At 63.2% G+C, this 19,925-nt stretch carries 17 protein-coding genes; 6 read left to right on the forward strand and 11 right to left on the reverse strand.

The window, feature by feature from the left end; genetic code table 11:
* The first annotated feature begins 305 nt into the window (after positions 1-305).
* Entirely contained in the window at positions 306-1,202 is an 897-nt protein-coding gene (locus tag WF331_RS23670; RefSeq protein ID WP_016498275.1) for a formate/nitrite transporter family protein, read from the forward strand.
* Positions 1,203-1,205: 3 nt separating this feature from the next.
* Here WF331_RS23670 and WF331_RS23675 read toward each other — a convergent pair whose 3' ends face one another.
* The gene (locus WF331_RS23675; RefSeq protein WP_041167608.1) at positions 1,206-2,297 is read right to left on the reverse strand and encodes an MBL fold metallo-hydrolase; all 1,092 of its coding nucleotides are present in this window, start codon (positions 2,295-2,297) and stop codon (positions 1,206-1,208) included.
* Between the two features lie 130 nt (positions 2,298-2,427).
* Here WF331_RS23675 and WF331_RS23680 point away from each other — a divergent pair, with 130 nt between their 5' ends.
* Both WF331_RS23680 and WF331_RS23685 read left to right on the forward strand, forming a co-directional pair.
* Positions 2,428-3,501 (forward strand): diguanylate cyclase, encoded by a 1,074-nt coding sequence (locus WF331_RS23680; RefSeq protein WP_041167606.1) that lies wholly within the window; start codon positions 2,428-2,430, stop codon positions 3,499-3,501.
* 50 nt (positions 3,502-3,551) lie between these two features.
* Entirely contained in the window at positions 3,552-6,137 is a 2,586-nt protein-coding gene (locus WF331_RS23685; protein WP_340623352.1) for a bifunctional diguanylate cyclase/phosphodiesterase, read from the forward strand.
* A gap of 87 nt (positions 6,138-6,224) precedes the next feature.
* On the opposite strand, the gene WF331_RS23690 is transcribed toward WF331_RS23685, so the two are convergent.
* Positions 6,225-6,548, reverse strand: a complete 324-nt coding sequence (locus WF331_RS23690) for a DUF2025 family protein (RefSeq protein WP_016498271.1) — start codon at positions 6,546-6,548, stop codon at positions 6,225-6,227.
* 160 nt (positions 6,549-6,708) lie between these two features.
* Complete coding sequence (locus WF331_RS23695) at positions 6,709-7,626, reverse strand: LysR family transcriptional regulator (RefSeq protein WP_229610184.1); 918 nt, start codon at positions 7,624-7,626, stop codon at positions 6,709-6,711.
* Between the two features lie 110 nt (positions 7,627-7,736).
* Between WF331_RS23695 and WF331_RS23700 the strand changes: the two genes are divergently transcribed.
* Positions 7,737-8,495 (forward strand): SDR family NAD(P)-dependent oxidoreductase, encoded by a 759-nt coding sequence (locus WF331_RS23700; RefSeq protein WP_016498269.1) that lies wholly within the window; start codon positions 7,737-7,739, stop codon positions 8,493-8,495.
* A gap of 145 nt (positions 8,496-8,640) precedes the next feature.
* Here the strand turns inward: WF331_RS23700 and WF331_RS23705 are convergent, their stop codons facing one another.
* The 7 genes from WF331_RS23705 to WF331_RS23735 all read right to left on the reverse strand — a co-directional run bounded on the left by WF331_RS23705 (position 8,641) and on the right by WF331_RS23735 (position 13,489).
* On the reverse strand, positions 8,641-9,510 hold the full coding sequence (locus WF331_RS23705; protein WP_016498268.1) for an efflux RND transporter periplasmic adaptor subunit: 870 nt from the start codon (positions 9,508-9,510) through the stop codon (positions 8,641-8,643).
* A 12-nt stretch (positions 9,511-9,522) separates the two neighbouring features.
* Entirely contained in the window at positions 9,523-9,729 is a 207-nt protein-coding gene (locus tag WF331_RS23710) for a DUF1656 domain-containing protein (RefSeq protein WP_016498267.1), read from the reverse strand.
* Positions 9,716-11,704 carry an FUSC family protein gene (locus WF331_RS23715; protein WP_340623353.1) on the reverse strand — a complete coding sequence of 663 codons (1,989 nt, stop codon included), beginning with the start codon at positions 11,702-11,704 and terminating at the stop codon, positions 9,716-9,718. Before WF331_RS23715 ends, WF331_RS23710 begins: the two co-directional genes overlap by 14 nt.
* Before the next feature lie 216 nt (positions 11,705-11,920).
* Entirely contained in the window at positions 11,921-12,037 is a 117-nt protein-coding gene (ccoM, locus tag WF331_RS23720; protein ID WP_003254862.1) for a cytochrome c oxidase subunit CcoM, read from the reverse strand.
* A gap of 134 nt (positions 12,038-12,171) precedes the next feature.
* Positions 12,172-12,333, reverse strand: coding sequence for a hypothetical protein (locus WF331_RS23725; RefSeq protein ID WP_003254864.1), 162 nt, complete (start codon positions 12,331-12,333; stop codon positions 12,172-12,174).
* 67 nt (positions 12,334-12,400) lie between these two features.
* Entirely contained in the window at positions 12,401-12,730 is a 330-nt protein-coding gene (locus WF331_RS23730) for an aspartate-semialdehyde dehydrogenase (protein WP_284365201.1), read from the reverse strand.
* 63 nt (positions 12,731-12,793) lie between these two features.
* A complete protein-coding gene (locus tag WF331_RS23735; protein ID WP_016498264.1) occupies positions 12,794-13,489 on the reverse strand; it encodes a M949_RS01915 family surface polysaccharide biosynthesis protein in 696 nt (231 codons plus the stop codon).
* A gap of 162 nt (positions 13,490-13,651) precedes the next feature.
* Here WF331_RS23735 and rapA point away from each other — a divergent pair, with 162 nt between their 5' ends.
* Both rapA and WF331_RS23745 read left to right on the forward strand, forming a co-directional pair.
* A complete protein-coding gene (gene rapA / locus WF331_RS23740) occupies positions 13,652-16,498 on the forward strand; it encodes an RNA polymerase-associated protein RapA (protein WP_016498263.1) in 2,847 nt (948 codons plus the stop codon).
* Between the two features lie 293 nt (positions 16,499-16,791).
* Entirely contained in the window at positions 16,792-19,056 is a 2,265-nt protein-coding gene (locus WF331_RS23745) for a putative bifunctional diguanylate cyclase/phosphodiesterase (protein WP_284365216.1), read from the forward strand.
* Here the strand turns inward: WF331_RS23745 and WF331_RS23750 are convergent.
* A complete protein-coding gene (locus WF331_RS23750; protein WP_229608569.1) occupies positions 18,956-19,843 on the reverse strand; it encodes an NAD(P)-dependent oxidoreductase in 888 nt (295 codons plus the stop codon). The two genes, WF331_RS23745 and WF331_RS23750, sit on opposite strands and share 101 nt — an antisense overlap.
* Positions 19,844-19,925: the final 82 nt, after the last annotated feature.

Here is a 19,925-nt window from a genome sequence, read left to right on the forward strand (position 1 = left end):
TTAAAGAGCGTTTGGTTAAGAGCTTTTCGTCTCAACCGAGGCGCGCATTCTACGCTTTCCTCATTTGCTGTCAAGCGTTTATTTCGAAGTCTTTTACAACCGCTTCCTTTCGAAAGCTAACCACTTCAAACACTTACCGCTTGCCCCGAAGCGTTTGTCGCTGCGAGGTGGCGAATAATACGCGCTTTGAAATTAGAGTCAACACCTTGATCTAAAAAACTTTCCCAAGGTGTTTCGCAGCCTCCTGGCAACTAATGAAAGCGCAGCGGATCTGTAATGAAACACCCCCACGGAGCGTAGCGGCCATGAGCGATGGGCAAAGCGAGAAAACCCCGGGCCTGTCTGCAGATGAAGAGCAGGAGGTCAGCCACAACCAGCCGCCGCGGGCGGCAGTGCTGCACGAAATCATTCGCTATCAGGGCGACCAGGAGCTGGAGCGTACGCTCGCCGCGCTGTGGTGGTCGGCACTGGCCGCCGGCTTGTCCATGGGCCTATCGCTGATGGCCATGGGGCTGTTCTACGCCCGCCTGCCGGACGGCGACAGTGCCCAGGTGGTTGCCAGCATCGGCTACAGCGCAGGCTTTCTTGCCGTTATCCTGGCACGCCAGCAACTGTTTACCGAAAACACCCTCACCGCCGTGCTGCCCGTCATGACCTCCCCTACCCTGGCCAACTTCGGGCGCCTGTTGCGCCTGTGGGGCGTGGTACTGCTCGGCAACCTGGCCGGCACCCTACTGGTGGCCTGGGTCATGCTGGAGCTGCCGATCTTCGACAGCAAGACGGATGTGGCCTTTTTGGAGATTGGCCGCAAGGTCATGAAGAACGACGTCAGCCAGATGTTCGCCAAGGGCATCGTCTCGGGCTGGATGATCGCCACCATGGTCTGGATGATCCCGTCCATGGAGCACGCCAAGATCTGGATCATCCTGATGATCACCTACCTGATGGCCCTTGGCGACTTCACTCATATAGTAGTGGGCTCGGTCGAGGTGTCTTATCTGGTCTGGGCCGGCGATGAGACCTGGCGCAGCTTCTGGCTGGAATTCGCCTTGCCGACCCTGGCGGGCAATATCATTGGCGGCAGCTTTATCTTCGGCCTGATCAGCCATGCTCAGGTACGCAGTGACAGCGGCAAGCCGCCCTCGCAACTATTGAAAGACGACCAGGACCGGCCTTCGCGCAGCAGGGACGACAAACATTGAAGCTCAGCGTGCCGCCATTGTGCGCTCGTTCGCCTGGCCCCGCTGGCGCACAGGCCGCGGCTGCCACCAGTTTTGCCCGGCATGCGGTGAGCCAAGGCTGACCCGCTCGCCCATCTGCGGCGTACTCAAGCGCACCTGAGCCTGATTGGCCAGCGTCAGTATGCGTTCGAAGGGCTCCTGCCAGCCGTGGATAGACAGGTCGAAAGTGCCATTGTGAATCGGCAGCATCCAGCGCCCGCGCAAATCCAGGTGGGCCTGCAAGCTCTGCTCCGGCTGCATGTGCACATCGGGCCAGGCGACATTGTAGGCGCCAGTTTCGATCATGGTCAGGTCGAACGGCCCGAAACGTTCACCTATCTGTTTGAAACCGTCGAAGTACCCGGTATCGCCACTGAAGAACACCCGCACATCCTCATCGACAATCACCCAGGACGCCCACAACGTCCTATTGCTATCCAGCAGCCCGCGCCCGGAAAAGTGCTGTGCCGGGGTAGCGACGAAGCGCACACCTTCCACCACGCTTTCCTGCCACCAATCCAGCTGCCGCACTTTCGCAGGGGCCACGCCCCAGCGCATCAGCAGGTCGCCCACACCCAGTGGCGCCAGAAACACCCCGGTGTGCGGCGCCAGCTGGCGAATCGCCTGCTCGTCGAGGTGGTCGAAGTGATCGTGCGACAGCACTACCGCAGCCAGCGGTGGCAACTGGTCCAATGCCAGCGGCGGCGCATGGAAGCGCAAGGGGCCCGCCCACTGCACGGGCGAGGCGCGCTCGGCGAACACAGGGTCGGTGATGAAGAAGCGCCCGCGCAATTTCAGCAATACCGTGGAATGCCCCAAGCGCCATAAGCTGTGGTCCGGGGCATCGAGCACCTGCTGGCGGGTCATGGGCTGGAGGCTGATTGGCGTGGCTGGCCGGGTTTGCGGCGGCTTGCGCAGGAACAGGTACTTGAGCCCGATGCGCAGCTTTTTAAGCACGCCATCCTGCGGCCGCACCGCCTGGTTATGGAAACGCCCATCCTGCTGGGGTGCCGGCTCGCCAGCGTGGTTGGCCAAAGGGACCATCAGCAGCACTCCAAGCAACAGGAAAGCCTTCATGTTACCCCACAGTGATCGCATCAACCGTGAATTGGCTTGTAAGGCCATTTTTCGCCGATGAAACTGTGTTCAACAATATTCACGTGAGTTATGCGATAAACGGCACCCCGGCAGAAGAACAATGAGCATGATGGACAACCGAAGCGGCAAAGGCCTTACATTCGTCAAGCGCATCTACCTGCCACGCGTTATCGGCCTGGGTATCGGCCTGTTCAGCGTCATGGCCGGCATGGCTACGCTGACGCCGCCTGCCTGGGTATGGGTGCTGGTGCTGTTCAACGGGCTGTTGTGGCCGCACGTGGCCTACTTCTGGGCTAGCCGCTCCACAACCCCTTATCAGGCAGAACAGCGCAACTTGCTGCTCGATTCGCTGATGGGCGGGTTCTGGGCCGCCGCCATGCAGTTCAACCCGTTGCCCAGTGTGACCGTGCTGTCGATGATGACCATGAATAACGTCGCTGCCGGCGGCAAGCGGATGCTCGTGCGCGGGGCGCTGGCCCAGCTGGCCGGCATGCTTGTCGCCGTCCTGGCGCTCGGCCCCGGCCTGCAGCTGAACGCCACGCCCCTGCAGGTTTATGCCTGCCTGCCGATGCTGACGCTGTACCCGCTGGCCCTGGGCTGGGTGTGCTATCAACTGGCGATCAAGCTGGCCGACCACAAGCGCCGGCTGAGCGCCCTGACCCTCACAGACAGCCTGACCGGGCTGCTCAACCATGGCGCCTGGAAAGACCTGCTGCTGCTGAAGTTCCACGCCTGTAAACAACAACAGGGAGGCGCGGTCATTGCCCTGATCGACATCGACCATTTCAAGACCATCAACGACACCTTCGGCCATGTGGTCGGAGATTGTGTACTGCGTCAGCTCAGTGCCGAGCTACGGCGCAACCTGCGCGATGGCGACCAGGCCGGGCGCTACGGCGGCGACGAGTTCTGCGTCATCCTGCCGGACACCAGCGAAGCTCAGGCCTGCCTCGCCATGGAGCGCCTGCGCGAACGGGTCGCCAACTACCGTAACCCGCAGTTGCCGCACCTGCGTATCAGCCTCAGCATCGGCCTGTCAGCATTCGAGGCTGGCCTCGAGTCCCCGGAACACTGGCTGGAACAGGCGGACAAGGCGCTTTACACCGCCAAGCACGCAGGCCGTGACCAAGTCAATTTTGCCCGCGGCGAGGCTGCGACGCTCAGGCTGGCCTATCCTGATTGAACCTCCTGCCTGATTGCCCGGTGGGGGCTGCTTGAAGGAGCCGCTCGCGCATGGCCAGGACCGCCAACCTTCCACCCGCAACCCCCACGCCGCGTTTTCAGGTACGCCACCTGATTGCCGGTTTCAGCGCTGTTTTCGGGCTGGCCTGCCTGGTCACCCTCGGAGCGCTGTTCAATATCGCGACCACGCTTGACCAACAGGAGCGCCAGCGTAGCGCCTTTCATGCGACCCTGGCGCTGGAGCAACGGCTGCTGGCCTCACGCCAGTTTCTGTCCAGCTATGCCGTATGGGATGCGGCCTTCGAGCACCTGGCGGGGAATGCCGACTGGAAGTGGGCCTACGAGGAAAAGAACATAGGCGAGTCGCTGTACAGCGCCAGCGGCTACGAAGGGGTGTTCGTGGTGGAAAACGACCGCACCACCTATGCCTTGTTCAAAGGACAACCCAGCCAGGCAGGCGCCAACACCTATATAGATGCGCCGCTGCAGCCGATCATCGACCTGGCCCGTGCGGCGGCCATTCCCCGCGAGCAGATCACCCGTTTCGTGCTGTTCAATGGCTGGCCGGCCATACTCAGTGCCGCAGCCGTACGCCCGGACCGCGACGTCACCGACAGCGAGGTAAGCCAGGCGCCAGTGATGCTGTTCGTCGACCAGCTTACCGAAGCAAAACTGGCGCAGCTGGGCAAGGGTGCCGGCCTGGCCGGCATGCACGTTGAAAAGGAAGACATGCAGCAGCATGACCACCTGCGTATCGACCTGGGTGACACCGGCTATCACCTGTCCTGGAGCAGCCCGCTGCCTGGTCACCAATTGCTGTGGGCGGTAATGCCAGCCCTGCTGGGCGCGCTGCTGATACTCGGCCTGATCATGCTCTACCTGTTCCGCCTCACTTTGCGCAGCTCGCGGGCAATCGGCCTGACGCTTTCACACTTGCAGCAGAGCAACCAGGCCCTGGAGGCCAGCGAGCAGCGGTTTCGCGCGGTGGCCGAGTCGGCATCCGACTGGATCTGGGAAACCGACCGGCAACAACGCCTGACGTACCTGTCGCAGCGCTTCGCCAATGTCACCGGCTACCCGGTGGACGATTGGCTGGGTCACCCGCTCAACCAGTTGCTGGCCTGCGATACCACGCCGCTCTCACCTTGGCTGGACGCCCTCGCCAACGCAGACCCGCAACAGTTGGCCAACCTGCGCTGTACTTACCGCGACCAGAATGGCCAAAACCGCTACTGCAGGATTTCGGCCCGCGCCATCTGGTATGACGACACACCCATCGGTTTTCGTGGCACCGCCAGCGACATCACCGACGAAGTCGACGCCCACGCACGCATCCAGCACCTGTCGTTGCACGACCCCCTTACCGGGCTGGCCAACCGCAACAAGCTCGCCAGGCACCTGGAGCAGGCTTTGCTGCGCGGCAGTGACTCGCCGCCATTGACCCTGCTACTGCTGGATCTGGACAACTTCAAACCGATCAACGACTCCCTCGGCCATGGCGCCGGGGATGCGGTGCTGCAGGAAGTGGCGACGCGCCTGCGCGACACTACCCGCGATGGCGACCTGGTCGCACGCCTGGGCGGCGACGAGTTCATTGTGGTCCTCAGCGGCATGGACAACCGCAGCGAAGTCGACCGTTTCTGCGCACGCCTGATTAGCCTGCTGCAGCAACCCATCAGCTATGACAGCCAACCGCTGCACGTCGGGGTCAGTATCGGCGTCGCTCAGACCCGCACCCAGGGTTTCGATGCCGGCGAACTGATCCGCTGCGCCGACATCGCCCTGTACCAGGCCAAGGCCGATGGCAAGAATACCTGGCGCTACTTTGCCGCCGAAATGAACCAGCAGATCCAGTACCGCCGCCAGTTGGAAAACGACTTGCGCCGGGCCCTGCGCAACCAGGAATTCGAGCTGCATTACCAGCCACGCTACCGCCTCAGCGACCTGCGCATCGTCGCGGTCGAAGCCTTGCTGCGCTGGCAGCACCCGCAGGAAGGGTTGCTGGGGCCGGATACCTTCATCCCGCTGGCCGAGCAGAGCGACATCATCGTCGCGCTGGGCCGCTGGGTGCTGCGCGAAGCTTGCCGCACAGCCCACGACTGGCCCGCCGACATTCTGGTTTCGGTGAACCTGTCGCCTGCGCAGTTCCTGCGTAGCGATGTGGTCGCCGACGTGCGCGAGATCCTGCTGGACACCAGCTTCCCGGCCCAGCGCCTGGAGCTGGAAATTACCGAAAACGTGATGCTCAACGACATCGAGGGCGCGCTGGGCACCATGCTGTCACTCAAGGAACTGGGCGTACGCCTGAACATGGACGACTTCGGCACCGGCTACTCATCGCTGGGCTACCTGCGTACCTACCCGTTCGACAGCATCAAGATCGACAAGCGCTTCATCAGTGGCCTGAACAGCAACGGCGGCAGCGACCGCGCCGTGGTACAGGCCATCATCAACCTGGGTGAGGCGATGGGGTTGACGGTAACTGCCGAGGGAGTAGAGAGCGAACAGCAACTCAGCGCGCTGGAAAAGGACCACTGCCACGAAGTGCAGGGCTTTTACCTGAGCCGGCCGCTGGACAGTGCCGGGCTGGCAGCGCTGCTGCAGCAACCCTCTCAAAGCACTGCACAGCCCTTGTAGGAGCAGCCTTGTGCTGCGAAGAGGCCGGTACAAGCTGCACTTCTCCGGCCTCTTCGCAGCACAAGGCTGCTCCTACAAGGGCCGGGTTTATTGCTGCATGCTGCGTTCGGCCACGATCTCTGGCAGATCCCGGCGGCGCAGGTAGGCGCGCAGTGGCTCAGCAATATTCAAGCGGTCATCCACATGCTGCTCCAGCAGCAGCGCCAGCCGCTCACGGCATAGCGCCATGCGCTGCCCTTGCTCGGCACGCCAGACAAACTCGCTGCAGGGGGTAATGCTGTCGTCGGCCACATCCATGCCGAACGAGTCCTCGGAAAAACGCACGATATGAACACCGCGCTTGCCATGAAAACCGACAAAGCCCTTGAGCTGGTCGGCGGCATTGCAGATGTCCTGGGAAGTAATGGCCATGACGTAACCTCGCAATGAAATCGGAAGATACGCACGCCTGGCGGGGATCGGTCGCCTCTACCGGGCAACTCGCAAACTGGAGCCTAGCGCAATTGCCAGGCCGTTCGCCAAGGTTTTTCGTGCTTGCCCCGCACGTCTGCACCTGCGTCCGGCACCCTGTTCAGCGTTCACTTGGCGCTGGGTCGACCTGCGACGCCAGCACTGCCGCCAGCCACTGCATGAACGCCTGAACCCGGCGCGGAACGTGCCGTTGCCGGGCATACAACAGCGACACCGGCATGGCCGGGGCCTGCCAGTCTTCCAGCAGTGAAACCAGCTCGCCCCGCTGCAGGTGCTCGGCAACCCCCACCGCCGGCACCTGAATCAGCCCCAGACCGGCCAGGCAAGCCGCCGAGTACGCCTCGGCGTTGTTGACCGTGACCACACCCGCCATGGCCTGATAGCGCAGCTCATCGCCTTGCAGGTACTCGAACCCGGCGCTGCGTGCACCCAGGTTGCGCACGTAATGCACCAGCTGGTGCCCGGCCAGGTCCTGCGGCGTCTGCGGTACCCCGTAGCGGGCCAGGTACGCGGGGCTGGCACAGTTGCGCATGCTCAGTTGCCCGACCGGCCGTGCCACAACATCCAGGTCATGCAGGGCACCTATGCGCATCACGCAGTCGAACCCTTCGCGCAGCAGATCCACCTGGCGGTCAGTACAACTGAGCTCCACCTCCAGCCGCGGAAACCGCTGCACAAACTGCGGCAACGCCGGGATGATGACCCGCCGGGCCATCATGGTCGGCAGGTCGATGCGCAAGCGCCCGGCCAGCTCGGCATCGTCGGCGCTGAACAGGCTCTCGATCTCGTCCATGCCAGACAGCAGGTCTTTGCTGCGCTCGTACAGCAAGGCGCCATCCTGGGTCGCCTGTACCCGGCGGGTAGTACGGTTGAACAACTGAGTGCCCAACAACTTTTCCAGCGCCCTCACCTGCTCTGACACAGTCGAGCGTGGCAGCCTCAGGCTCTCGGCAGCCAAAGTGAAACTGCGGACCTCACATACCCGCACGAAGGTGCGCAACAACTCAAGCTTGTTCATACGGGCCTCGATTATCCGGTTTTGGCGAACAGTATTTCCATTTTTGCAGGATTTAACAGCGTCGCGCCGACCAATAACCTGCGCTCACCACCCACCTGGAGGTTTCCACCATGACCCGCAAAATTGCCCTGATCACTGGCGCCAGCCGCGGCCTTGGCCGCAATGCTGCCGAACACCTTGCCGCAAGCGGTATCGATGTCATCGGCACCTACCACAGCAAAGCCGACGAAGCACAAGCCGTAGTTGCCCGACTGGAACAGGCCGGGGCCAAGGCGGCCATGCTGCAACTGGACGTCGGCGACAGCAGCAGTTTTGCCAGCTTTGCCGAGCGCCTGGGCACCACCCTGCAGCAGCACTTTGGCCGCGAGCGTTTTGACTTTCTGGTGAACAATGCCGGGATCGGGCTGAACGTGCCGTACGTCGAAACCAGCGAGGCGCAGTTCGACCAGTTGCTGAACATTCAGCTGAAAGGTCCGTTTTTCCTCACCCAGCGCCTGCTGCCGTTGTTGGTCGACAATGGCCGCATCATCAACATCTCCACCGGTCTGGCGCGCTTTGCACTGCCGGGGTATGCCGCCTATGCCGCGATGAAGGGCGCCATGGAGGTGCTGACCCGCTACCAGGCCAAGGAACTGGGCGCGCGTGGCATCCGGGTGAACATCCTGGCGCCAGGGGCGATCGAGACCGATTTTGGTGGCGGCGTGGTGCGGGATAACCAGCAGGTGAATGAGTACATTGCCGGCAATACGGCGCTGGGCCGCGTGGGCTTGCCGGATGATATCGGCGCAGCGATTGCGCTGTTGCTTGAAGACGGCAATGGCTGGATTACCGGGCAACGGCTGGAAGTGTCGGGCGGCATGTTCCTCTGAGGCTCACGGCACGCCAGGCGATGCGCCGTACGTGTAGGAGCAGCCTTGCGCTGCGAAGAGGCCGGCATGACCAACACAACTACATTGCCTGTACTGGCCTCTTCGCAGCACAAGGCTGCTCCTACAAGTTAACAAGGCAGCACCATCACTGCTCGCCCCGGTCCTCATGCACCTGCACGCTCGCGGTCATGCCTGCACTCAGGGTCACCCCTTCTGGTACCTGGTCCAGGCGAATCCTTACGGGTATGCGTTGGGCCAGCCGAACCCAGTTGAAGGTTGGCTCCACCTCCGGCAGCAACTGGCTGTCCGGGTTGCTGTTGCGGTCGGTGATGCCGCGGCTGATGCTCTCCACATGCCCCTGCATCGGCTCGCCCGCACCCATCAGCCAGACTTTCACCGTGTCCCCCACGCGAATACGCGGCAGCTTGGTTTCCTCGAAGTAGGCCTGGATATAGAAGGTTGAATCATCCACCAGGGCCATTACCGATTGCCCGGTGTTCACATAGTTACCCTCGGCCAGACGCAGGTTGGTGATATGCCCGCTGCGTGGCGCCCGCACTTCACTGCGCGCCAGGTTGATCTTGGCAACCTGCAACTGCGCTTCGGCCTCATGCAGTTCGCCACGCGCAATGGCGGCATTGATCTGGGCATTTTCACGCAGTTCGGCACTGATCGCTTCTGGCCCCAGGGCGGTACGCCGGGCTGCCTCGCGCTCGCGCAAGCGCAGTTGCTGCGCGCGGGTCTCGGTCACCGCACTTGCCTGGTCGAAAGCCGCCTGGAAGCGCTCACGGTCGATGCTCATCAACAGGTCGCCAGCCTTGACCTGCTGGTTATCACGGGCCTTGAGCTCACGTACCCAGCCGGACACGTCAGGGGCGATCACCACCACATCGGCGCGCACACGGGCGTCGCGGGTCCAGGGCGTAAGCATGTAGTACTGCCACAGCTGGTAGCCGGCCCACACGGCCAGAGCCACCACACACAGCGTCACCAGGGTACGTACGGCCGCACGCATCGAAACACTCCTTTATAAAGCTCCCAGCAGCCTCACCACCAGGAACAACACACAAACGAACAGCGCTGCATCGAACAACGCTTCATGCCAGATCCAGCGCCCCAACGGCGTCGCCTGCACCACCAGGCGCAACACGCCGGTTATCACCAGCGCCAGCAACACATAAAGCAGAAACGGGCTGAGCAGCACGCCGCCCACTTCCCATTCACGCAACCCCATGGGCTTCCTCCTGCCAACGGCACCACTTGCCCCAGCTTTTCTGCAACTGCAGCACAGCCCCTTCGGCCAGCCGCAGCGGGTCACTCGCAGGCAGCCGACGCAAGGCGGCAATGAATTGTTCACTGGCGGCGTCCAGGCGCTGCCCACGCCCGGCAGCCGGCCCTTTGGCCAGTACCGCCTCCACCTGCTGCAAGTACTCGCGCTCGGCCCGCCCCAAGGGGGCCTGGGCAACCGCCAGGCACATGCGCAGGTGCACCAGTTCATCGCCGATATCCAGCCCGTGCAGGCCGTCATCCCAGCGCTTGCGCTCGTTTTCGGGCAGCTCGCCAGCATGCCGCGCCAGTTGCATCAGGCGGTCGGCCATGCGCCCGCCAAACCAGCTGTCGGCGCCGCGCAGGTCGCGCCGGGTCAGGCGCACCAGGTCGCTCTGGGTGGCGGCACGCAGGCGCCGGCCCAGCCAGGCCGGGTGGCGCAATACCAGTAACCGGAAGGCCATCACCGCTGCCGACACACCTACCAGCATCGCCAACGCACTGTTGAGCATGGTCGCCACACCAAACTGCATGGCGTTGAGCGGGGACACCAGCACGATGAAGTGCAGGCAATAGGAAGTGGCGGTGGCCCCGGTGCGTGGGTGGGCCATGCCCAATGCGCCGAGAAACAGCGGCACGCCCATGCCCAGGCAAAGCATGGCGAAGCTGCTCCATTGCGGCAGCAGGATCTGCCCCACCAGAAACGCCGCAGGTATCGCAAGGAAGATCCCGCGCAGAAAGCTCAGGCCAATCTGCGCGCCGTTCTCGCGGCTGGCGAACAGGCTGCAGACCACGCAAGTCAACACCAGGCCACCCGGCGCCGAAGGCCACGCTGTCGCCAGCCAGAAGCCGCTCATCACCAGAAAAGCCAGTGCGCTGCGTGAGCCGAACAGCAAGGCCAGCGACCAGTCGCGGTGCACGGCCAGGCCTTGGGATACATCCTTGGGCGCCCTGCCCGCCTCCACATCCTCCAGCGCCAGGCTGGCGGCCATGGCGTAATCCAGTAGCAAGGCCATGCGCGCCAGACAGTAGTGCTCTGTCGAACTGATCTGCTCATCATGGGCGGCATCCCAGATGCGCTGGCGCAGCAGCAACAGGCTGGGCTGGTCGGGTTTGGCCAGAAGCGCGCGCACCTCTTCCAGCCAGTGTGCCAGGTGTGCTGCCTCACGCTCATCGAGTTGCCGCCACTGCCGGCGCACCGAGCGCGAGATGCGCAACAGCACCATCAGCTTCTGGCTGAGACCACGAATGGCGCGAGCTCGCTGGCGCCCGCGGTTGCCTTCGAACCAGGCATGTTCACGCTGGCTGTCGATGGCAACGATACGCCCCAGGCTCTCCAGCAAGCCTTTGCGCGCCTCGTCCTCGCCGCCCAGCATGGCACTGGCAGCCTGCAGGCCGTTCTGCCAGGCCTGCCGCGCCTGCCCGCCCAATTGCTGCTCCACCCGCATTGGCCAGAGCAAGGCACTGGTGGCGGTGGCGCAAAAAATGCCCAGGCAGATCTCGGTACACCGCGCCACTGCTTGGTCGAACACCTGCAACGGGTGGTCGATGGCCGGCAAGGCAATAATCGCCGCGGTGTAGCCAGCCAATACAAAGGCATAGGCCCAGGCGCTGCGCAGTTGGGTCGAGGCAGCAGTGCACAGCGCCAGCCACAGCGCCAGGGTGATGAGGAACAAGCCAGGGGTCTGGGCAAAGAGGCCGATGAACACCACTGACATGACCGTGCCGACCAAGGTACCGGCCAGCCGTGCCAGGCCTTTCTGCACCACCATCCCTGACAGTGGCTGGGCGACGATGAAGGCGGTCATCAGTGCCCAGGACGGCTGCTCCAGGCCCCAGCGCATCGCCAGCCACAACGCCAGGCCGCCACCGAGCAAGGTCTTGATGGCGAACTTGAGGGCGAGGCTGGTGGGGGCGAACAGGGCCTGAAGGGTGATGGGCACTAGGCGGACCTTGCGGGGGATGGTCGTACTGGAAAGATAGACAATGGTGAGGAGGATAATGCGGAAACGATTAATTAGCTAGCTAATCATCTTTATTGGAACATCGGTAAGCCTTTGCTACGAAAGGGCCGGCACAGGCAACACTTAAATCCCAGGCAAAAAAAATGGGCGACCGAAGTCGCCCTAAATGCCTTGCGTGCTCGTGTACCCGAAAGGTCAGCGCGGCTTGCGCTTGTTCGAGTCCTTCCAGATGAAAATGCCCAGACCGGCAAAGAAAGCGACCATCAACCCGACCGTTACCACACCAGCGATAACCACGTTGTCGAAGAACATGCTGGCCTCCCATTCGTCTGCCGTTGTCCGATGGGTGAACGTTAACCAATGTGAGGGGGGAGAAAATTGATCGGGGTCAATGGTGCCCGGGGCCGGGCACGCGAGGCAGGTGCAGGGTTGACCTGCGTCAAGTTTCAGCGCTTCTTCGGTTTGCCCTTGGGCTTCTTTTTCTTGCTGGTGCTCAACGGCAGGGCCTGCTCGAATGCGTTGCGCATTTCGTTCAGGCGCTTTTCCTTGAGGTCGTGGACGCGCTTGGCGCGTTCGGCATCAAAATCGATGAGGTTGTCTTGGCTCATGGGCGGGCTCGACGATCAACTGAGGCTTGCATGATGAAGCCAGGCGCAGGCGCTGACCAGCCCCGCGTCAGACTTCGATATCCACCAGCAGCCCCTGGCGTACGTGCTCGCCCATCAACGGGGCGACCGGCACGGTGTTGTCAGCGTTGACCTCGTCACCTGGCACGGCACTGTAGCGATCCTGGCCGCCCTGCTTGCGACGTTGCTGCTGGCGCCGCTGCTCCTCGCGCAGCAACAGCACCTGCTCCTGCGGGTCGCGCTGGTGCTTGAGGTCAATGCCACTTTCGCTGGACGTAGGCTGCGCCGGCACCACCGGCTTGATGTCGGGGGTCGGCTTGACCGGGTCCAGTTGCGAGGTCACCGGGGCAGCGCTGAGCGGGATGATTGGCGGCAGCATGGACGTTCTCCTATGCCCCCTGTATCGGCAGGCGCGGGTTTACCTTGATGTCATGGACAACAATTACTCGGCTTCGTCGTCAGGATCATCGTCGCTTGGCGGGCTGGCTTCGCTCCAGGGCCGCTTGTAAACCTGCTGCCAGACCGCATCCATGTGGTCGCGCAGCACCTGCGGCGCGGCTTTGAGCGAGGCACTGTCATCCCGGTCACCGCCGATCGGCTCCTCACCCGCCGGGCTGATCAGTGACTGGCCGGTGATGGTGTAGCTGGCCTGCCCTTCGCGCATCTCGATAGCGATATCGTGCGGGTCGATGCCGCCGCCACAGAAGGCATGGCTGGCCACCGTAACCTCGGCCACATCATCCTTGTTCAGGTCGCTGACATCACTGACGTCGGTATAGAAGTCCACGTCCAGGTCCAGCCCCGGGCAGGTGGTTTCCTGCTCGATCTGCCAGCGCGCCTTGAATGCATCGTTTTCGGCAGTGCGCCCGTACAGGGTGGCCTTGAGTACCACCTTGTCCACTTCCTGCTCGCTTTCCGGGTCGCTGGCCTGGCCATCGCTGCGGCTCAATACCAACAGGCCTTCACCGTCGCGGTCACGAAAGTGCACGCTCTTGATCGGCGTCTGCACGCCCAGGACCTCAAGCTGCTCCATCGGGATGGCCGGCAAGGTCTCAAAGTTTTTCTGCTCGCAGGCGGCCAGCAGCAACAGGCTGCCCACGGCCATGGAAGCGCTGATCCAGCGGTGCTTGGCAGACATGTTGATCCGGGGCCCTCGTCAGCTGCACGGTGCAAGACGATGAAACGGCTAGACTGACTAACTTCCTGTTGTCGATCGGCACCTTTCGGTGCGTTCGCACTTTGGTCTGACCGGCCGATCCGTTAACATAATCGGCTTTTTCATCGCGGGAGTTCAGGCAGTATGGCGCAGCAGTATCAACCGGGGCAACGCTGGATCAGCGACAGCGAAGCAGAGCTCGGCCTGGGTACCATCCTGGCGCAGGATGGCCGCCTGTTGACCGTGCTCTACCCGGCCACTGGCGACACACGCCAGTATTCCCTGCGCAACGCGCCGCTGACCCGCGTGCGCTTCTCGCCAGGTGACCAGATCACCCACTTCGAGGGCTGGAAGCTGACCGTGCGCGAAGTCGACGACATCGACGGGCTGATGGTCTACCACGGCCTGGACGGTCAGAACCAGCCGCGTACCCTGCCAGAAACCCAGCTGTCGAACTTCATCCAGTTCCGCCTGGCAAGTGACCGGCTGTTTGCAGGGCAAATCGACCCCCTGTCGTGGTTCAGCCTGCGCTACAACACCCTGCAGCACACCAGCAAGCAGATGCAGTCGGCGCTATGGGGCCTGGGTGGCTGCCGCGCGCAACCAATCGCCCACCAGTTGCACATCGCTCGCGAAGTCGCCGACCGCAGCGCCCCGCGGGTACTGCTGGCCGACGAAGTGGGCCTGGGTAAAACCATCGAGGCCGGCCTGGTGATCCATCGCCAACTGCTCTCGGGCCGCGCCAGCCGCGTGCTGATCCTGGTACCGGAAAACCTCCAGCACCAGTGGCTGGTGGAAATGCGCCGCCGCTTCAACCTGCAAGTGGCCCTGTTCGATGCCGAGCGCTTTATCGAAAGCGACGCCAGCAACCCGTTCGAGGATGCCCAGCTGGCGCTGGTTGCACTGGAATGGCTGGTCGACGACGAAAAGGCTCAGGACGCATTGTTTGCCGCTGGCTGGGACATGATGGTCGTCGACGAGGCCCACCACCTGGTCTGGCACGAAGACCAGGTCAGCGCCGAATACGGCCTGGTCGAGCAACTGGCCCAGGTGATCCCGGGCGTGCTGCTGCTCACCGCCACCCCCGAGCAGCTTGGCCAGGACAGCCACTTCGCCCGCCTGCGCCTGCTCGACCCCAACCGCTTCCACGACCTGGCCGCCTTCCGCGCCGAAAGCGAGCACTATCGCCCGGTGGCTGAAGCCGTGCAGGAGCTGCTCGATGAAGGCCGCCTGTCGCCAAAGGCCCACGCCACCATCCAGGGTTTCCTGGGTGCCGAAGGCGAAGCCCTGTTGGCTGCAGTCAGCGACGGCGACAGCCAGGCCAGCGCACGTCTGATCCGCGAGCTGCTGGACCGCCACGGCACCGGCCGCGTCCTGTTCCGTAACACCCGTGCGGCGATCCAGGGCTTCCCCGAGCGCCAGTTGCACCCTTACCCGCTGGCCACACCCGAGCAGTACCGCGACCTGCCAGCCGGCGAGCACGCCGAGCTGTACCCGGAAGTCGCCTTCCAGGCCCAGGGTGATGTGGCTGACGACGAGCGCTGGTGGCGTTTCGACCCGCGCGTCGACTGGCTGATCGACACCCTGAAGATGCTCAAGCGCACCAAGGTACTGGTCATCTGCGCGCACGCCGAAACCGCCATGGACCTGGAAGACGCCCTGCGCGTGCGCTCCGGCATCCCGGCCTCGGTGTTCCATGAAGGCATGAACATCCTCGAGCGCGACCGCGCCGCCGCCTACTTCGCCGACGAAGAATTCGGTGCGCAAGTGCTGATCTGCTCCGAGATCGGCAGCGAAGGCCGCAACTTCCAGTTCGCCCATCACCTGGTGATGTTCGACCTGCCAGCACACCCGGACCTGCTCGAACAGCGCATCGGCCGCCTCGACCGGATCGGCCAGAAGCACACCATCCAGTTGCACATCCCGTACCTGCTAGGCAGCCCGCAAGAGCGCCTGTTCCAGTGGTACCACGAAGGCCTTAACGCCTTCCTCAACACGTGCCCCACCGGCAACGCCCTTCAGCACCAGTTCGGCCCACGCCTGCTGTCGCTGCTTGAAGGTGGCGAGAGCAAGGCCTGGGATTCCCTGGTGGACGACGCCCGCAGCGAGCGCGAGCGCCTGGAAGCCGAACTGCACACTGGCCGCGACCGCCTGCTGGAGCTCAACTCCGGCGGTGCCGGCGAAGGCCAGGCGCTGGTCGAGGCCATTCTCGAACAGGACGACCAGTTTGCCCTGCCGATCTACATGGAAACCCTGTTCGACGCCTTCGGCATCGACAGCGAAGACCATTCCGAGAACGCCCTGATCCTCAAGCCGAGCGAAAAGATGCTCGATGCCAGCTTCCCGCTGGGCGACGACGAAGGCGTGACCATCACCTACGACCGTGCCCAGGCGCTGTCGCGCGAGGACATGCAGTTCCTCACCTGGGAGCACCCGATGGTGCAGGGCGGCATGGACCTGGTGCTGTCCGGCTCTATGGGCAACACCGCCGTGGCACTGATCAAGAACAAAGCACTCAAGCCGGGCACCGTCCTGCTCGAATTGCTGTTCGTCAGCGAGGTGGTGGCACCACGCAGCCTGCAGCTGGGCCGCTACCTGCCGCCGGCCGCACTGCGCTGCCTGCTCGACGCCAACGGCAACGACCTGGCCTCCCGCGTGGCTTTCGAAACCCTCAACGAGCAGCTCGAGAGCGTACCGCGTGCCAGCGCCAACAAGTTCGTCCAGGCCCAGCGGGACGTGCTCGCCAAGCGCATCAGTGGCGGTGAAGAGAAGATCATGCCGACGCACGTCGAGCGCGTAGCCGAAGCGCAGCGCCGTCTGGCAGCCGAGGCCGACGAAGAGCTCGCCCGCCTGGTGGCACTGCAAGCGGTCAACCCAAGCGTGCGCGACAGCGAAATCGACGCCCTGCGCAAGCAGCGTGAAGACGGCCTGGCGATGCTGGACAAGGCCGCCTTGCGCCTGGAGGCCATTCGCGTGCTGGTGGCTGGCTGATCTGACACGCCCGTTGGTGGCCTGACCACCCTCTGTAGGAGCAGCCTTGTGCTGCGAAGAGGCCGTATGCCCCACAAGATTATTGTGAGGCGTACGGCCTCTTCGCAGCACAAGGCTGCTCCTACACGTATATCCCTCTCTTTATGCCTGATGGCGATCGGGTTGATAACCAAATCGTAGAAATCAATATGCCATTATTCAGGAAGGCTTAAACACTTCTTCCTATACTGCCTCTGGACAGTCTGCACAGGGTTGTAGAGCAGACGAGTGAAAACTCGATCATGGGGCACTCAATGGAATGGCTGGGGCTGCAACTGTTCGCCGACCTTCCGGCAACCGGGCGCATCGTTATCGATTGCCGCCATGAACCGTTCCTGGTCCTGCTCGCCTACTTCGTTGCCAGCGCGGCTTGCTTCGCGACCCTCGACATGGCCGAACGCCACTCCCACAGCGAAGACCCCACTGCCCACCGACAATGGCACATGCTTGGCGCCTGCTGCCTGGCCGGTGGCATCTGGGCCATGCACTTCATCAGCATGCTGGCCTTCCAGGCGCCGGTGGAGGTGCACTACGACGTTTCCCTTACCATTCTTTCGCTGCTCATCGCCTTGGGCGTCGCCTGGGTGACCATGCACAGCCTCGACCGCAGCCAGATGCGCGCGCATCACTTCCTGCTGAGCGCAGTACTGATCGGCCTGGGCATCATCCTCATGCACTTTGTGGGCATGGCTGCGATGCAAACCGGCGCCCAGCAGTACTACCAGACTGGCCTGTTGCTGGTCTCTGCTGCCCTTGCCCTGCTTACCAGCCTGGCAGCGTTGTGCCTGGCCCGGTACCTGCGCAATGGCAGCGGCACACTGCACCAGGCCATGAAGTACGGCGCCAGCCTGCTGATAGCCGGTGGTATCGTCGCCACCCACTTTACCGCCATGTCGGCCATGACCCTGGTGATCCCGGCCGACACCGCACTGCGCCTGCCCTCTGGTGACAACAGCCTGCAACTGGGGCTGGGCATCGGCTTCATCACCCTGCTTATCAGTGGCGCCAGCATCAGCGCCGCACTGGCCGACAAGAAGCTGCAGAGCAAGGAGCACGACCTGCGCCGGGTCAGCATACTGCTCAGCCAACTGGACCAGGCCCGCGCCTCGCTGCAGCAGGCCGCGCACTATGACGCCCTGACCAATCTGGTAAACCGCCGTGGCTTCAACCAGGTGTTCGCCGAGCGCCTGGCCGATCACCAGGCCACGGAAAACCGCCTGGCAGTGATGTTCCTCGACATCGACCACTTCAAGCGCATCAATGACAGCCTTGGCCACGACGCTGGCGACGAACTGCTCAAGGTGATCGCCAACCACATCAAGGCCGCCACTCGCAATCAGGACCTGGTTGCACGCCTGGGCGGCGACGAGTTCTGCGTGGTCACCAGCCTCAACAGCTGCGACGAAGCCCGCCACCTGGCACAACGCATCATGCAACGGATGAAAGAGCCCATCGACCTGGGTGGGCGGCGCATGGTCATGACCACCAGCATTGGCGTCAGCATTTTCCCCGATGACGGCAACAGCGCCGAAGAACTGCTCAAGCATGCCGACCTCGCCCTTTATCAGTCCAAGGATAGCGGGCGCAACAGCCTGCACTTTTTCAACCACAACCTGAAAACCCAGGCCTCCTTTGCCCTGCAACTGGAAGAAGAGCTGCGCCTGGCCCTGCTCGAAGAGCGTGGCCTGTGCGTGCATTACCAACCTATCTTCGACATGCACAGCGGGCAGGTGGCCAAGCTCGAAGCCCTGGTGCGCTGGCATCACCCCCAGCACGGCCTGCTGGCGCCCGATCGCTTCATCGGCATTGCCGAAGCCAACGGCCTGATCATCGACCTTGACCTGTGGGTGATGCGCCACGCCTGCGCCGACCTGGCGCACCTGCAGCGCCACGGTTATGGCGACATCAAGGTGACGGTCAATTGCTCAGCCGTAACCCTCAGCCACGATGAACTGCCCAACGAAGTAGAGAAGGCGCTGTTCCACGCCGGGCTCGCGCCCCGGAACCTGGAGCTGGAAGTGACCGAAAACGCCCTGATGGGCGATATCCAGCGTACCGTCAACCTGCTCAAGCGCGTGCGTGCCCTTGGCGTGGCGCTGTCGATCGACGACTTCGGTACTGGCTACTCGTCACTGGCCTACCTCAAGCGCCTGCCGCTGGACGTGCTGAAGATTGACCGCACCTTCCTGCAAGATGTGCCGGGCAGCCAGAAGGACCGCGAGATCGTCCAGGCGATCATCGTCATGGCGCATACCCTGCACCTGCAGGTTGTCAGCGAAGGCGTAGAAACCGTCGAACAGCAGGCATTCCTTGAAGCCCATGGCTGCGACTACCTGCAGGGCTACCTGCTGGGCCGCCCGGTACCGCTGGCCGATCTGCGGCCGCTACTGGAGCGGCTGCAGCGCCAAAGCGAGGCAGTCAGCCCTTGTTGCGGTACAGTTCTACAAGGGTCGCCGGATCTTTTTGCAGGTAACCCTGGCTACCGTGCAGGCGCATCAGCTGCGCGGCGAGGCCACTGAGCGGCGTCGCCGAGCCCTGCTCACGGGAAAACCTGACTGCGCCATCGAGGTCCTTGAGCAGCGTGCGCACGTGCCACTTGATTGGCTCGAAGCGGCTTTCGGCCATTTGCGGCGCGAGGATCTGCAGCGGTTTGGAATCGGCAAAGCCACCCGCCAGTGCTTCGGCGATCAGCGTCGCGTCTACCCCGGACTGCTCGGCCAGCGCCACCACTTCGGCGATTACCAGCGCATTGCACGCCACGATCATCTGGTTGCAGGCCTTGGTCACCTGCCCGGCCCCCACAGCCCCCATGTGCGTCACGCGCTGACCAAGCACCTGCAGCACTGGGCGTGCTCGCTCAAGGTCGGCCGCTTCACCGCCAACCATGATCGCCAAGGTACCGGCCTCGGCACCGGGTGTGCCGCCGGACACCGGGGCATCCAGCCAGGCCATGCCGCACAGTACCGCGAGTTCGGCGGCCATTTCACGGGTGGCGGTGGGTTCCAGGCTGGAGAAATCGATCAGCAACTGGCCACTGCGCCCACCCTGGGCAATGCCGTGCTCGCCGAACACCACCTCGCGGACCACGGCCGTGTCGGCCAGGCACAGCAGTACCATGTCGCTGCCCTGGCACAATTCGGCGGGGCTGTTGGCCAGGCGCGCGCCGGCAGCGACCAGCGCAGCACACTTGTCCGGGCTGCGGTTCCACACGGTCAGCGGGTACCCCGCCGCCAGCAGGCGTTGGCACATGGGCAGGCCCATCAGGCCAATGCCGGCGAATCCAAGCGAAGGTAGTGCAGTGCTCATCAATGACTCCTGGCTATTCGAATTGTTTTCCAGGCTGGCCGGAACGGTGGACACATTACGCATCCCGTAAACTGTTACCGCC

This window comes from Pseudomonas sp. YNh (genome assembly GCF_037993085.1).
Taxonomy (GTDB): domain Bacteria; phylum Pseudomonadota; class Gammaproteobacteria; order Pseudomonadales; family Pseudomonadaceae; genus Aquipseudomonas; species Aquipseudomonas putida.

Excerpts from the sequence above, each read along its gene's own strand:
- WF331_RS23670 (WP_016498275.1), top strand. The coding sequence starts at position 306 with ATGAGCGATGGGCAAAGCGAGAAAACCCCGGGCCTGTCTGCAGATGAA.
- WF331_RS23675 (WP_041167608.1), bottom strand. The coding sequence starts at position 2,297 with ATGAAGGCTTTCCTGTTGCTTGGAGTGCTGCTGATGGTCCCTTTGGCC.
- WF331_RS23680 (WP_041167606.1), top strand. The coding sequence starts at position 2,428 with ATGGACAACCGAAGCGGCAAAGGCCTTACATTCGTCAAGCGCATCTAC.
- WF331_RS23685 (WP_340623352.1), top strand. The coding sequence starts at position 3,552 with ATGGCCAGGACCGCCAACCTTCCACCCGCAACCCCCACGCCGCGTTTT.
- WF331_RS23690 (WP_016498271.1), bottom strand. The coding sequence starts at position 6,548 with ATGGCCATTACTTCCCAGGACATCTGCAATGCCGCCGACCAGCTCAAG.
- WF331_RS23695 (WP_229610184.1), bottom strand. The coding sequence starts at position 7,626 with ATGAACAAGCTTGAGTTGTTGCGCACCTTCGTGCGGGTATGTGAGGTC.
- WF331_RS23700 (WP_016498269.1), top strand. The coding sequence starts at position 7,737 with ATGACCCGCAAAATTGCCCTGATCACTGGCGCCAGCCGCGGCCTTGGC.
- WF331_RS23705 (WP_016498268.1), bottom strand. The coding sequence starts at position 9,510 with ATGCGTGCGGCCGTACGTACCCTGGTGACGCTGTGTGTGGTGGCTCTG.
- WF331_RS23710 (WP_016498267.1), bottom strand. The coding sequence starts at position 9,729 with ATGGGGTTGCGTGAATGGGAAGTGGGCGGCGTGCTGCTCAGCCCGTTT.
- ccoM (WP_003254862.1), bottom strand. The coding sequence starts at position 12,037 with ATGTTCTTCGACAACGTGGTTATCGCTGGTGTGGTAACGGTCGGGTTG.
- WF331_RS23725 (WP_003254864.1), bottom strand. The coding sequence starts at position 12,333 with ATGAGCCAAGACAACCTCATCGATTTTGATGCCGAACGCGCCAAGCGC.
- WF331_RS23730 (WP_284365201.1), bottom strand. The coding sequence starts at position 12,730 with ATGCTGCCGCCAATCATCCCGCTCAGCGCTGCCCCGGTGACCTCGCAA.
- WF331_RS23735 (WP_016498264.1), bottom strand. The coding sequence starts at position 13,489 with ATGTCTGCCAAGCACCGCTGGATCAGCGCTTCCATGGCCGTGGGCAGC.
- rapA (WP_016498263.1), top strand. The coding sequence starts at position 13,652 with ATGGCGCAGCAGTATCAACCGGGGCAACGCTGGATCAGCGACAGCGAA.
- WF331_RS23745 (WP_284365216.1), top strand. The coding sequence starts at position 16,792 with ATGGAATGGCTGGGGCTGCAACTGTTCGCCGACCTTCCGGCAACCGGG.
- WF331_RS23750 (WP_229608569.1), bottom strand. The coding sequence starts at position 19,843 with ATGAGCACTGCACTACCTTCGCTTGGATTCGCCGGCATTGGCCTGATG.